The sequence below is a fragment of the Nocardia cyriacigeorgica genome, assembly GCF_005863245.1.
Lineage (GTDB): Bacteria > Actinomycetota > Actinomycetes > Mycobacteriales > Mycobacteriaceae > Nocardia > Nocardia cyriacigeorgica_C.
In genome coordinates this window covers 541,673-553,984 of sequence record NZ_VBUT01000002.1, presented here as the reverse complement: position 1 = coordinate 553,984, position 12,312 = coordinate 541,673, and the positions used below count along the sequence as shown (strand labels likewise).

The following is a 12,312-nucleotide window of genomic DNA, read 5'->3' as shown; positions in this document are numbered from 1 at the left end:
GGACTCACTGCCTGAGAAATCCCCCCAGGCGCTGTCTCACCGGTGCTGATCAAGAGTAAAGGGGCGGGTGTGACGCACGTTCGCCGGGGTTGCCACCCAGGTTGCGGGCGCCGGCTACTTGTGCTGTGCGGGGTCGCCGGATCATCGGATCACCTGGTGCCGGGCTCGGCCGGGCCGTCATCGGTGCCGGTCCACGGGTGATCGTCGGTGGGGTCGGTGCCCGCGTCGAGCGCGTCCCAGAGGACCCGTTCGGTCACCGGTGGCGCGGTGTCGTCGCCCGCCTCGCCGCGCCCGGCGACCAGGTCGGTGGCGGCGGCGCGGCGGGCAACCGGAGTGTCGTACTTCCCGGATAGTGGCGCGCTGTCCTTGGGCATCCTGGCCAGTAGTACGCCCGCGGCGAAGGCGGCCAGCGCGCCGGCCATGGTCAGCACGGCGGGCGCGGCGGCGGTGCTCACCTGCTCGACCTGCGCGCGTGCCGGCAGCTCGGCGAGGGTGGCGGCGCGTTGCGCGGTGGCGCCGGAGCCGGTGAGCAACGCCAGCGCCGGCACCGCGACCACCGCGCCGACCAGCGCCACCAGCATTCCGACGACTCTGCGCAGCCAGCCCTTGGTGGCCAGCACCGCGGCGATGGCGGCCAGCAGGACCAAGGCCAGCGGGGTGAGCGCGCCGAACCAGGTGCCGCCGTCGAGCTCGTCGGTGCGTGGTTCGGTGAGCCCGTCCGAGGAGTGCACGCTCACCCAGGTCATCCGCGAGGCGCCCCACAGGGCGGCGGCGGACAGGGCCAGCAGGACCACCGGGGCGACCGGATAACGGCGACCCGGCGCGACCGCGGTGGTCTGCTCCGCCGACGTGCGGGGCTCCTGGTCGTGCTCGTCACTCATACCGATACCCCACCGCTGCCTGTGCCGGGCGCGGACTCGGCAGTCGTGTCGTCCGGGTAGTCGTCATCGGCGCGATAGGCCCGCACGGTCTTCGCCGCGGCGACCGCGCGCAGCACCGCCATGGCCTTGTTGCGCGATTCGGTGTCCTCGTATTCGGGTTCGGAGTCGGCGACCACGCCCGCCCCCGCCTGCACGTAGGCGGTGCCGTCTTTGAGCAGCGCGGTGCGGATGGCGATCGCGGTGTCGGCGTCACCGGCGAAGTCCAGGTACCCGACCACGCCGCCGTAGACGCCGCGGCGGCTGGTTTCGAGTTCCTCGATCAGCTCCATGGCCCGCACCTTCGGCGCACCGGAGAGCGTGCCCGCCGGGAAGCAGGCGCGGACCGCGTCGAGCGCGATCTTGCCCGGCGCCAACCGCCCGGACACCGTGGACACCAGGTGCATGACGTGGCTGTAGCGCTCGACGTGCCGGTATTCGGTGACCCGCACCGTCCCCGGCTGGCAGACCCGGCCCAGATCGTTGCGGCCCAGATCGACGAGCATCAGATGCTCGGCGTTCTCCTTCTCGTCGGCGAGCAGGCCCTTCTCCAGCAGCAGATCGTCTTCCTCGGTGGCGCCGCGCCAGCGGGTGCCGGCGATCGGGTGGGTGGTGGCCACGCCTTCCTTCACCGTCACCAGCGATTCCGGGCTGGAGCCGACGATGGAGAACGCGGTGCCGCCGGAGCCGTCCGGCACATGCAGCATGTACATGTACGGGCTCGGGTTGGACGCGCGCAGCATCCGGTAGAGGTCGATCGGCGCGCCGTCGTAGTCCATCTCGAAGCGCTGCGACAGCACCACTTGGAACGCCTCGCCGGCCTCGATCTCCTTGACGAGCCTGCGCACCCCGGCGCCGTACTCCTCGGTGGTGCGCTGGCGGCGGTACTGCGGTTCGGGCTGGTCGAACACCGACACCGTGGACGCGGCGGGGGCGGCCAGCGCGGCGGTCATCCGGTCCAGCCGGGCGACGGCGTCGTCGTAGGCCTCGTCCACCCGGTCGGCGGTGCCGTTCCAGTTGACGGCATTCGCGATCAGGGTGATGGCGCCCTCGTGGTGGTCGAAGGCGGCGAGGTCGGTGGCCAGCAGCAGCACCAGATCGGGCAGCTGAAGATCGTCGGCGGCCAGATTGGGCAGCCGCTCCATCCGCCGCACCGCGTCGTAGCCGAGGTAGCCGACCATGCCGCCGGTCAGCGGCGGCAGTCCCGGCATGCGTTCGGTGCGCAGCAGTTCCAGGGTCTGGTGCAGCGCGTCGAGCGGATCGCCGCCCGACGGTGCGTCGGCGGGGGTGGCGCCGAGCCAGGCGGCCTCGCCGTCGACCACGGTCAGCGCCGAGGGGCTGCCCGCGCCGATGAACGACCACCGCGACCAGGACCGCCCGTTCTCCGCCGACTCGAACAGGAAGGTGCCTGCCCGGTCACCGGCGAGTTTGCGGTAGGCCGACAGCGGAGTCTCGGAGTCCGCCAGCACCTTCCGGGTCACCGGCACCACCCGATGCTCGGCGGCCAGCTGATGGAACTGCTCGCGGGTCGTGGTGGCCGTGGTGTCCTGGCGGTGGGATGCGCCCTGCATCGGTCCATCATCCCAGGCGGCTACGACAGGCCGATGGGCGCACCCGCCGGTAGGGTCGATCCATGAAGACTGGCCAGCTCGCTCCGCAGTTCGAGCTCCCCGATCAATCCGGCACCAAGCGTTCCCTCGACGAGTTGCTCGCAGACGGACCGCTCGTGCTCTTCTTCTACCCCGCCGCCAATACCCCGGTGTGCACGGCCGAGGCCTGCCATTTCCGTGATCTGGCCGAGGAATTCGCAGCGGTCGGCGCGAGCTGCGCCGGTATCAGCGCCGACGCGGTCGACACCCAGGCCGGGTTCGCCGACAAGCAGCGCCTGGGATATCCCCTGCTGTCGGATTCCGACGGCGTGGTGGCCCAGCAGTTCGGCGTCAAGCGTGGGCTGCTCGGCAAGCTGGCTCCGGTCAAGCGCCAGACCTTCGTCATCGACACCGACCGCACCGTGCTCACCGTCATCACCGGTGAACTGCGCGCCAACGTGCACGCCGACGAAGCGCTGAAGTTCCTGCGCGAACGCGGCAAGTGATCCCTCGCCGGTCCGGGCGCACGCCCCGGACCGGCACTTTTCCTGCCGAAACACCGTCCGAGCACCCGCGCCGAGGTAGCCGCGCGACCTACGCTGGAAACATGACCACGCCCGAGCGCACGCCGGACACGCGGACCTCCACGATCTCCTGGCGCACCCGGATCATCGCGGGTGCGGTCCTGGTCGTCGTGCTGATCGTCGCCTATCTGATCCTCGCCGCGTTCATTCCCCGCTGGTGGGCCCAGCGGGTGGGCGAGATGGTCAACGGCAGCTTCTCCAAGGGCATCGGCTGGGGCCTGGTCTACGGCGGGCTGTGTACCGCCATCCCGTTGCTGCTGTTGCTGGTCGCGGTGCTGGTGTGGCGACGCCGCGGCGGCAAGGTCATCGCGGGCGGGGCCGTTGTCCTGGCCCTGATCTTCGCGATCCCGAACCTGATGACCCTGACGGTGGTGCTCGGCGGCAACAACGCCGCCCACGCGGGCGAACGCATCATGGACGTCGACGCGCCCGCCTTCCGTGGCGCCTCGGTGGCCGGCGCGATCATCGCCGTGCTGATCTTCGTGCCCGTGGTGTACCTGGTGGCGCGGCGCGGGTGGCGGCGGCGCGCGGAAGCCAAGGCGATCGTGGGCGGCGGCTCGCCCGCCGGGTCCTCCGAGACGGTCCGTGAGCCCGGCACCGCACCCGGAACCGAGGGACGCCGCCCCGGCACCCTGTGAGTGACCTCACGTCATTTCGTGTCTCGCAGACGGCCGAGCGAAGTCGTGGCAAACTCATGGGCGCGGGTGACTGTCAGGGCACGACCACGTCACTTGGCTCGAGAGAAGGCGCACAGTGACGAAGTGGCTAAACCCAGTAGAACAGCGAGCTTGGCGGGCGATTGTCGCGTTGATGACACGCCTGCCGGGCACTTTGGACACCCAGCTGCAACGCGAGGCCGGTCTCACGCACTTCGAATTCTGGGTGCTGTCGCTGCTGTCGGAGGAGCCGGGACACCGGCTCCAGATGAGTGAGCTTGCCCACAGGGCAAACGCATCGCTATCGCGACTGTCTCATGTGGTGTCCAAGCTGGAGCGGATGGGCTGGGCCGAACGCACCGTCACCGCCGGACGCCGCGGTGTGCAGGCCGTCCTCACCGACGACGGATACAAGAAGGTGGTCGAGGCCGCGCCCGGATACCTCGACGCGATCCGCGCACTGGTCTTCGACGGCCTCGACGCCGGCCAGATCTCCACCCTCGCCGATCTCGGCGAGGCGATGGCCACCCAGCTGGCCGACCGGCTCGGTGTCCCCCGCACCAAGGGCGAATCCTCCGGGTTCTGATCAGCCCTCGGCGGCCGGGGCCAGCAGCACATCGGCATCGAAGCAGGTGTGGGTGCCGGTGTGGCAGGCCGCGCCCTCCTGATCGACGGTGAGCAGCACGGTGTCGCCGTCGCAATCCAGGCGCACCTCGTGCACGTACTGGGTGTGGCCAGAGGTCTCGCCCTTCACCCAGTACTGGCCGCGCGAACGCGAGTAATAGGTGGCCTTGCGGGTGGCGAGGGTGCGGGCCAGCGCCTCGTCGTCCATCCACGCGACCATCAGCACATCGCCGGTGCCGCGTTCCTGCGCGACGGCGGAGAACAGGCCGGCCTCGTTGCGCTTGAGGCGGGCGGCGATGGCTGGGTCCAATGTCATGTCACCGTTTATAGCAGTGCCAGTTCTTCGGCGAGGATCGCGACGGCCTCGCGGATCTGCTGCTCGCTGTGGCAGGCGGTGACGAAGAACCGCAGTCGCGCCAGATCTTCTGGGACAGCCGGATACAGGATCGGGTTGACATTGATCCCGCGCCGCAGCAGCGCGCCCGACAGCGTCAGCGTCTTCAGCGAATCGCCGACGATGCACGGAATGATCGGGGTGTCGTGACTGTCGCCGGTGTCGATCCCGGCATCCTTGGCCAGGCTCAGGAACAGTTCCGCATTGCGCCGCAGCCGCGTCAGCGGTTCCGGATCGGTGCGCAGCAGCCGGATCGCCGCCGCCGAGGCTGCCGCGTTCATCGGTGTCATGCCGACGCTGTAGACGAAGCCGGGCGTGGTGTATTTCAGGAAGCGGATCAGCTCCGCGCTGCCAGCGACGTACCCGCCGCACCCGGCCAGCGCCTTCGACATGGTGCCCGACCACAGCTCGACCTCGCCGCGGTCCACACCGAAGTACTCGCCGATGCCGCCGCCGCCCGCGCCGAGCACACCGACGCTGTGCGCCTCGTCGATCATCAGCATCGCCTTGTGCCGCTTCTTGATCGCGATGATGGCGGGCAGGTCGGGGATGTCGCCGTCCTGGCTGTACACGCCTTCGATGAGGATCAGCACCCGGCGGTACCGGTGCCGCAGCTCGCCGAGCATCCGGTCGAGCGCGGCGTGGTCGTTGTGCGGGAACGGCCTGCGGGTGGCGCCGGACAGCTTGCAGCCCTGCAGGATGCTGTCGTGGGCCAGGCTGTCGTGGATCACCAGATCCTGCGGCCCGACGATATGCCCGATGATGGTGACGTTCGTGGAATGCCCGCCCACCAGCGCCATCGCGTCCTCGGTGCCGAGCAGCGCGGCGAGTTCGGCTTCCAGCTCACGATGCACCGGTTTCTCCCCGGAGAGCACCCGGCTGGCCGAGCACGAACTGCCGTACCGGGCGACCGCGTCCTGTACCGCCTCGACCACGGCCGGATGCCCCGACAGGCCGAGATAGTTGTAGCTGGAAAAATTCAGCACCGGCACACCGTCGATCACCGAGGTGTCGCGGGTGACGCCGTCGTTGACCAGGAAGTACGGATTGGCCAGGCCGAGCGCTTGCGCGCCCGCGAGCCTGCCCTCGATCGCCTTCACCTCGGCGAAGTCGCTGATGCGGAATTCGGGGGCGACGTGCGCTGGTTCGGGGGCGGGATTGCCGCGCTCGGCGGTCTGCCCGCCGAATTGGTCTCTGTGGGAAGGCGATACGCCAGCGCGGGGATCGAGACTCCGAGCAGTGGGCTCGGCATTCGGAGTCACCGTGAACGCCTCGGGCGCGGCGTCCGATGCCGGCGCTGCGGCCCCCGCGCCCACGCACTCGCGGGCGTCCGCGCGGCCGGCCCGACCGCTGGATGCTGGCGCTGCGCCGCCCGCCGCGACGTAGCCGACGACGTCGCCGAGTGTCGCCTGCTCCTCGAACCGCGCCGGATCGATGACCAGCCCGGGCATCCGGCGGACGATTCCGGTGAACAGATCGGCGGTCATGATCGAGTCGAATCCGAGGTCGCCGGTGAGGGTTTGGGCGGCGGTGAGGCGGTCGGCGGGATAGCCGCTCACCCTGGCTGCCTCGGCGTAGACGATGGCGGCGGCCTCGCGACCACCGGCAGATGGGGTTGCGGTGGACGCAGCGTCGACGCACACCTTGCCGGCGCCGGCAGCAGCGGAAGCGGCAGGCGCGGGGTCGACGGGACGGGTGCCGATGACCTCCGCAGGGGCGGGCGCGGAGCCGACGGCCGCGGCGCCGCTACCGGCAGCGTTCGGCGTCTGCGAACCAGCAGCCCCGTGCGCGAGCTTCGCCAGCAGCGCGTTCTGTTCGCGGAAGAGCGCGATCATCTGGTCCATGGTGGTGGTGTCCTCGGGTTCGGGGGAAGTCGTTCTGGTTCGTACATCGGGTTGTGCCGGAGTCGTGCCGACCGGCTGTTCTTGTTCTGGAGTGGCCGCGCCCTGGCCGGGGATGGCTTGTTCCCTCGTCGCCGGAGCCTGCTGCTCGAACCAGAACCGGTGTTCGGTCGAGAACTCGTACACCGGAAGCCGGCGGCGCACCCGCTGCTCGGGTTCGTAGAGCCGGTCCCAGTCGGGGTCGAAGCCGTCGCGGTACAGCGCGGCGATGGTGCCGGCGAATTCGCGGCCGGTGGCGCCGGGCCCGGGGCTCGGGGCCAGGGAGCGGCCGCGGTATTCCGGCCGGATCCGGCCGATCAGCGGTGTCAGCACACGCCGGGGTCCGACCTCGATCAGGTGGGTCGGCTCGGTAGCGAGTGCGGCGTCGGCGGCCTCGCCGAAGCGGACAGTGGTGCGGATGTGTTCGGTCCAGTACGCCGCGTCCATCGTCTCGCCGGGCTCGAGCAACCGCCCGCGCACGGTCGAGTAGATCGGCAGGTTCGCCGGCCGGTAGGTGCAGGCGCGGGCAGCAGCCTCGAATTCGGCCAGTATGGGATCCATGCGCGGGCTGTGGAAGGCGTGGGAAACGGTGAGCGCCTTGGTGATCACCGCTCGCTCGGCCAAGACCTTCTCGATGCGTGCGATCGCGGCGGCGTCGCCGGACAGCACCAGATCGGATGGCCCGTTGACGGCGGCGACGGCGACCTCCGGCTCCTCGGCGAGCAGATCGGCCACCGCTGCTTCGCCCGCGCGCACGGCGAGCATCGCGCCACCGGCGGGTAGCCGCCGCATCAGCGCACCGCGCAACACCACCAACCGGCAGGCCTGCTCGAGGTCGAGCACCCCGGCGACGACCGCGGCCGCGTATTCACCGATGCTGTGCCCGAGCACCCAGGCCGGCCGTAGTCCCGTCTCGGCGAGAGCGCTCGCGATGGCGTACTCCATCGCGAAGATCGCCGGCTGCGCCAGTTCGGTGCTGTCGACGTCGGCCGTGTCATCGAGCAGCAGCTCCCGCACGGACTGTCCGAGGTGGATGCTCATGGCCTCGTCCACGAGCACGAGCGCCTGCCGGAATCCCGGGCTCGCGGCCTCGAGCGCCCGCGCCATGCCGGCGAACTGCGTGCCCTGCCCGCTGAACATCCACCCCACGGAAACAGGTTGAGTGACAGCGGTTTCCGGGCCGCTGCGCAGCTGCTTCACCGCCTCGTCCCGATCGGACGCGACCACCGCGAGCCGCTGCCGACCCGACGCCTTGACCTGATTACTCGTCCAGCACAGCTGCGCGAACCGGCCGCCCGGCAACGCTTCAAGCGCCTGAGCCATGCGCAGCGCGTTCCGCCGCAGCCCCTCGGCGCTGTCCGACGACAGCGTCAGCACACCGCCACCGCCGTCACACGGTTGGCCGTGTAGTGGATCGTGTCGACGCGCGCCATCCGCCGATGACATCAGTCCTCGTCCGTCTGGACGGTCCGGCCCGTCGGCTGGGTCCGCGGAGTCTTCGGCCGCACCGCTTCCCGGCGCACTCGCCAGCACGATATGCGCGTTCGTCCCCCCGACCCCGAAGCTGCTCACCCCGCCCACGGCCTGCTCACCGAGCGGCATCGCCTCACCCAGCAGCCGCAAACCCTGCTGCGCCAGCCGCAGTTTCGGGTTCTCACTATCGGCGAACCGAGTCGGCGGTACGAGGCGATGGTGCAGGCCGAGCGCGGCCTTGATCACGCCGGCGATGCCGGCCGTGCCCTCGGTGTGCCCGAGATTGCCTTTGACGGAACCGATTCCGCAGAGCAGCGTCCGTCCGCCGTGCAGTGCGCCGAGCGCCTTGACTTCGATCATGTCGCCGAGCACGGTGCCGGTGCCGTGCGCCTCGATGAAGTCCACTTCCTGCGGCCGCACCCCGGCGCGCTCGTAGGCCTGCTCCACCACCTGCTGCTGCGCCCACCGGTTCGGCGCGGTGATGCCGTTGCTGCGCCCGTCGGAGTTGACGGCGCTGCCCTTGATCACCGCGTAGATCGGCAGCCCGGCGGCTTGTGCGTCGGCCAGTCGCCGCAGCACCAGCACCGCCGTGCCTTCGCCGCGCACGATGCCGTCGGCCGTGCCGCTGAACGGTTTGCATCGCGCGTCGGGGGCCGAGAGTCCGGCCTGGGTGTAGAAGATGCCCACCGCGGGTGTCAGCACGAGGTTCACTCCGCCGGCCAGCGCCTGGTCGCACTCCCCCGCCGCCAACGCGGTCCACGCGAGGTGGATGGCGCTCAGCGACGATGAGCACGCGGTGTCGACGGCCATGCTCGGGCCCCGCAGATCCAGCTGGTAGGACAGCCGGTTGGCGGTCATGAAGTACCCGTTGCCGGAGCCGTGCTGCGCGGTGATCGCGGCGTAGTCGCCCATCTGGATGTTCGCCCACTCGTTGGCCATCACGCCGACATAGACGCCGGTGCGGGACCCGGCTTGGGCGCGCGGATCGAGGGTGGCGTCTTCCAGGGCGCGCCACGCGGTGTGCAACAGCAGCCGCTGTTGCGGGTCCATGGCGGCGGCTTCGCGCGGTGTGATGCCGAAGAATTCGTGGTCGAAAACGTCGGCGTCGGTGAGAAATCCGCCGCGGCGGTTGTTGATGGTGCCCGGCCGGCCGGCTGGGTCGTGGAAGTCTTCGGCTGCCCAGCGGTCGGCCGGTACCTCGGAGATGGCGTCGCCGCCTTCGATCAGCAGGCGCCACAGCGCGGCCGGATCATTGGCCCCCGGGAACCGGCAGTCGATGCCGACGATCGCGATATCGGTGTGGTCACGCGAACTCTCGGATCCCGCGCCCATCATGCGGCGGAACTCGATTCGACGGCGAGGAAGGCGGCGATATCCGCGATGGTCGGGTAATCGAACACCAGCGTCGGGTCCACCTCGAGCGCCCAGCGGTCCTCGATCTCCCCGCACAGCGTCACCGCCGAGACGGAGTCGAGGCCGAGTTCGGCGAGCGGCACGTCCGGATCCACCTGGTGCGCGGCGCGTCCGGTGTAGTCGGCGACGCGCTCGGCGAGCCAGCCGGTGATCGAGGTCGGAGGGGTGGGGGCGGTGGCGAACACGGTCGTCTCCCGGGGGGAATAGGGGTGGGTGGTCACCGGCTCGGCGCCGGTTCGAGGTCGTGGTGCAGCACGCCGTCGACGCGGCGGTGCAGCAGCGCGGTGCGCATCGAGCCGCGCTGCACTTTGCCGCTGGTGGTGCGATGCACCGAGCGCGGTTCCACGAGCACCACATTCGGTGCCGGTACCGCGAACTCGCGCGCGACGGCGGTCTTGATCGCCGAGGTGAGTTCGGTGAGGGTGGCGCCGTCTTGCAGCGCGGTTTTCACGCTGTGCAGCACGACCAGGTGTTCCCGGTCGCCGGCGTCGACCGATACCGCGACGCCGGTGCCGGCCAGCGCCGGATGCAGGCCGCGCACCAGTTCCTCGATGTCCTGCGGATAGATATTGCGGCCGTTGACGATCAGCAGATCCTTGCGGCGCCCGGCGACGAACAGCTCACCATCGGCGATGACACCGAGATCGCCGGTGCGCAGGAACGGCCCTTCCGCACCGAGGTAGGCGCCGAAATCTTCGCCGGTCTCGGCCGGGCGGTTCCAGTACCCCGCGGCGACACTGGCGCCGCGGATCCAGATCTCGCCGACGACGCCGTCCGGCAACGGCTGCCGGGTGTCCGGGTCGACGATGCGGATGTCGAGCCCACGCGCCGGCTGTCCGCAGCCGACCAGGGGCGCGTCGGCGCCGGTGTGGAAGGAACCCGGTACGGACGGCTCGCGTGCGGCACTGGCCAGCAACGTCACCTCGGCCAAGCCGTAGGCGGGTCGGAACGCGGTCGCCCGCCAGCCCGCGGGCGCGAACCGTTCCCGCACGGCCGCCATGGTGCGTGCGCGCACCGGCTCCGCACCGCACAGCGCGATCTCCAGGCTGGACAGATCCAGCTCGGCCAGCTGCTCGTCGGTCACCCGGCGGCTGATCAGCTCGTAGGCGAAATTCGGTGCGGCCGTGGCGGTTGCCCGATACTTGTCGATGGCGTGCAGCCAGCGCACCGGCCGCTTGAGGAACGTCATCGGCGCCATGAACACCAGGTTCGCCCCGGCGTGGATCGCGCCGAGCAGCATGCCGATCAGGCCCATATCGTGGAAGTGCGGGATCCAGCTGACGGCTGTCATCGAGTCGTCGATGCCCAGTGCCGCGATCGCCGCCTCGTTGTGCAGCAGATTGCCGTGGGTGACCACGACGCCCTTCGGGTCGCCCGTCGAGCCCGAAGTGTACTGGAGGAACGCGACCGTGTCCCGGTCGATCTCCGGCAGCTGCCATGCGTCGGGATCGCCGAGCGTGCCGCCGGCGGCCGCGACCCGGGCCGCGGGCGCGGCGGCGGCGATCAGCGGCTCGAGGTCGGGCGTAGTGAGCACCAGTCCGGCACCGCAGTCGGCGATCACACCGGCGACCCGCCGGGCACTGCGTTCATCGTGCGGAACCGGCGCCGGGACCGCGATCACACCGGCGTACAGGCAGCCGAGAAACGCCCGCAGGAACGCCAGCGCGTCGACGTGGAGCAACACCACCGGCCGCGCCGACTCCGGCTGCGCGGCCAGCCAGACCGCTATCGCCCGGGCGTCGCGGTCCAGATCGCGATACCCGGCGATCTCCTCGCGCAGCGCACGGCCGTCCTCATGAAGGTAGGTGTATGTCCTGGTATTGCCGTACTCGGCGACCTGCTGCCTGACGTGCTGCACAAAACTGTCGTGCACGGGCTGATCCTTCGCGGTGGGAGGTGGGAGTTATCACTCTCACCGACGCACCGCTGCCCGGACAGCGCCCTCAGGGATCGGCCCCCGCACCCGCAGGGTGGGTGACACCCCACCCTTGGTGCGGCTCGCGCCCTACCGGACGACGATATCGGCCTTGCGCATCGCGTCCTTGACCTGCGGAATGCTCAGATCGCCGAAGTGGAACACGCTCGCCGCCAGCACCGCGTCCGCGCCCGCCTCCACCGCGGGCACGAAGTGCTCGACCGCGCCCGCGCCGCCGCTGGCGATCACGGGGATCGAGACCGCCGCGCGCACGGCGCGGATCATCGGCAGGTCGAAACCGGCCTTGGTGCCGTCGGCGTCCATCGAGTTGAGCAGGATCTCGCCCACGCCGAGTTCGGCGCCGCGCACCGCCCACTCGACCGCGTCGATCCCGGTGCCGCGTTTGCCGCCGTGGGTGGTGACCTCCCACCCCGACGGCGTATCGGGCTGACCGTCCGGCACCGTGCGGGCATCGACCGACAGCACGATGCACTGCGAACCGAACCGCTGCGACATCTCCCGCAGCACCTCCGGCCTGGCGATGGCCGCGGTATTCACCGACACCTTGTCCGCGCCCGCGCGCAGCAGCCGGTCCACATCGTCGACGGTGCGCACGCCGCCGCCGACGGTGAGCGGAATGAAGATCTGCTCGGCGGTGCGGGTGACCACGTCGATCATGGTGCCGCGATCCGCGGAGGACGCGCTGACGTCGAGGAAGGTCAGCTCGTCGGCGCCCTGGGCGTCGTAGAGGGCGGCCAACTCCACCGGATCGCCCGCATCACGCAGGTTCTGGAACTTGACGCCCTTGACCACCCGGCCCGCGTCCACGTCCAGGCAGGGAATCACGCGTACAGCGACAGTCATGGC

10 protein-coding genes are annotated in these 12,312 nt (G+C 70.3%); 3 read left to right on the top strand and 7 right to left on the bottom strand.

What is annotated here, in order from left to right; translation table 11 throughout:
* Window positions 1–149: 149 nt before the first annotated feature.
* Both FEK34_RS05760 and FEK34_RS05755 read right to left on the bottom strand, forming a co-directional pair.
* Complete coding sequence (locus FEK34_RS05760) at window positions 150–881, bottom strand: TIGR02234 family membrane protein (protein ID WP_138446780.1); 732 nt, start codon at window positions 879–881, stop codon at window positions 150–152.
* Entirely contained in the window at window positions 878–2,488 is a 1,611-nt protein-coding gene (locus tag FEK34_RS05755) for an anthranilate synthase component I (RefSeq protein WP_138446779.1), read from the bottom strand. The genes FEK34_RS05760 and FEK34_RS05755 overlap by 4 nt, the downstream gene beginning before the upstream one ends.
* A 62-nt stretch (window positions 2,489–2,550) precedes the next feature.
* Here FEK34_RS05755 and FEK34_RS05750 point away from each other — a divergent pair, with 62 nt between their 5' ends.
* The 3 genes from FEK34_RS05750 to FEK34_RS05740 all read left to right on the top strand — a co-directional run bounded on the left by FEK34_RS05750 (window position 2,551) and on the right by FEK34_RS05740 (window position 4,332).
* Window positions 2,551–3,012, top strand: coding sequence for a peroxiredoxin (locus tag FEK34_RS05750; RefSeq protein ID WP_138446778.1), 462 nt, complete (start codon window positions 2,551–2,553; stop codon window positions 3,010–3,012).
* 101 nt (window positions 3,013–3,113) lie between these two features.
* The gene (locus FEK34_RS05745; protein ID WP_138446777.1) at window positions 3,114–3,728 is read left to right on the top strand and encodes a permease; all 615 of its coding nucleotides are present in this window, start codon (window positions 3,114–3,116) and stop codon (window positions 3,726–3,728) included.
* A gap of 172 nt (window positions 3,729–3,900) precedes the next feature.
* Complete coding sequence (locus FEK34_RS05740) at window positions 3,901–4,332, top strand: MarR family winged helix-turn-helix transcriptional regulator (protein WP_249357984.1); 432 nt, start codon at window positions 3,901–3,903, stop codon at window positions 4,330–4,332.
* Here the strand turns inward: FEK34_RS05740 and hisI are convergent, their stop codons facing one another.
* The 5 genes from hisI to hisF all read right to left on the bottom strand — a co-directional run bounded on the left by hisI (window position 4,333) and on the right by hisF (window position 12,309).
* Window positions 4,333–4,686: a phosphoribosyl-AMP cyclohydrolase gene (gene hisI, locus FEK34_RS05735; protein ID WP_138446775.1), complete on the bottom strand. Its 354-nt coding sequence runs from the start codon at window positions 4,684–4,686 to the stop codon at window positions 4,333–4,335.
* A gap of 8 nt (window positions 4,687–4,694) precedes the next feature.
* Window positions 4,695–9,452, bottom strand: coding sequence for a type I polyketide synthase (locus FEK34_RS05730; protein WP_249358804.1), 4,758 nt, complete (start codon window positions 9,450–9,452; stop codon window positions 4,695–4,697).
* On the bottom strand, window positions 9,449–9,715 hold the full coding sequence (locus FEK34_RS05725; protein ID WP_138446774.1) for an acyl carrier protein: 267 nt from the start codon (window positions 9,713–9,715) through the stop codon (window positions 9,449–9,451). Before FEK34_RS05725 ends, FEK34_RS05730 begins: the two co-directional genes overlap by 4 nt.
* Window positions 9,716–9,747: 32 nt before the next feature.
* Window positions 9,748–11,403 (bottom strand): fatty acyl-AMP ligase, encoded by a 1,656-nt coding sequence (locus tag FEK34_RS05720; RefSeq protein WP_138446773.1) that lies wholly within the window; start codon window positions 11,401–11,403, stop codon window positions 9,748–9,750.
* A 132-nt stretch (window positions 11,404–11,535) separates the two neighbouring features.
* Window positions 11,536–12,309: an imidazole glycerol phosphate synthase subunit HisF gene (hisF, locus tag FEK34_RS05715; RefSeq protein WP_138446772.1), complete on the bottom strand. Its 774-nt coding sequence runs from the start codon at window positions 12,307–12,309 to the stop codon at window positions 11,536–11,538.
* Window positions 12,310–12,312: the final 3 nt, after the last annotated feature.

What these genes read in the sequence shown, in the direction of transcription:
- FEK34_RS05760 (WP_138446780.1), bottom strand. Translation starts at nt 881, where the DNA reads ATGAGTGACGAGCACGACCAGGAGCCCCGCACGTCGGCGGAGCAGACC.
- FEK34_RS05755 (WP_138446779.1), bottom strand. Translation starts at nt 2,488, where the DNA reads ATGCAGGGCGCATCCCACCGCCAGGACACCACGGCCACCACGACCCGC.
- FEK34_RS05750 (WP_138446778.1), top strand. Translation starts at nt 2,551, where the DNA reads ATGAAGACTGGCCAGCTCGCTCCGCAGTTCGAGCTCCCCGATCAATCC.
- FEK34_RS05745 (WP_138446777.1), top strand. Translation starts at nt 3,114, where the DNA reads ATGACCACGCCCGAGCGCACGCCGGACACGCGGACCTCCACGATCTCC.
- FEK34_RS05740 (WP_249357984.1), top strand. Translation starts at nt 3,901, where the DNA reads ATGACACGCCTGCCGGGCACTTTGGACACCCAGCTGCAACGCGAGGCC.
- hisI (WP_138446775.1), bottom strand. Translation starts at nt 4,686, where the DNA reads ATGACATTGGACCCAGCCATCGCCGCCCGCCTCAAGCGCAACGAGGCC.
- FEK34_RS05730 (WP_249358804.1), bottom strand. Translation starts at nt 9,452, where the DNA reads ATGATGGGCGCGGGATCCGAGAGTTCGCGTGACCACACCGATATCGCG.
- hisF (WP_138446772.1), bottom strand. Translation starts at nt 12,309, where the DNA reads ATGACTGTCGCTGTACGCGTGATTCCCTGCCTGGACGTGGACGCGGGC.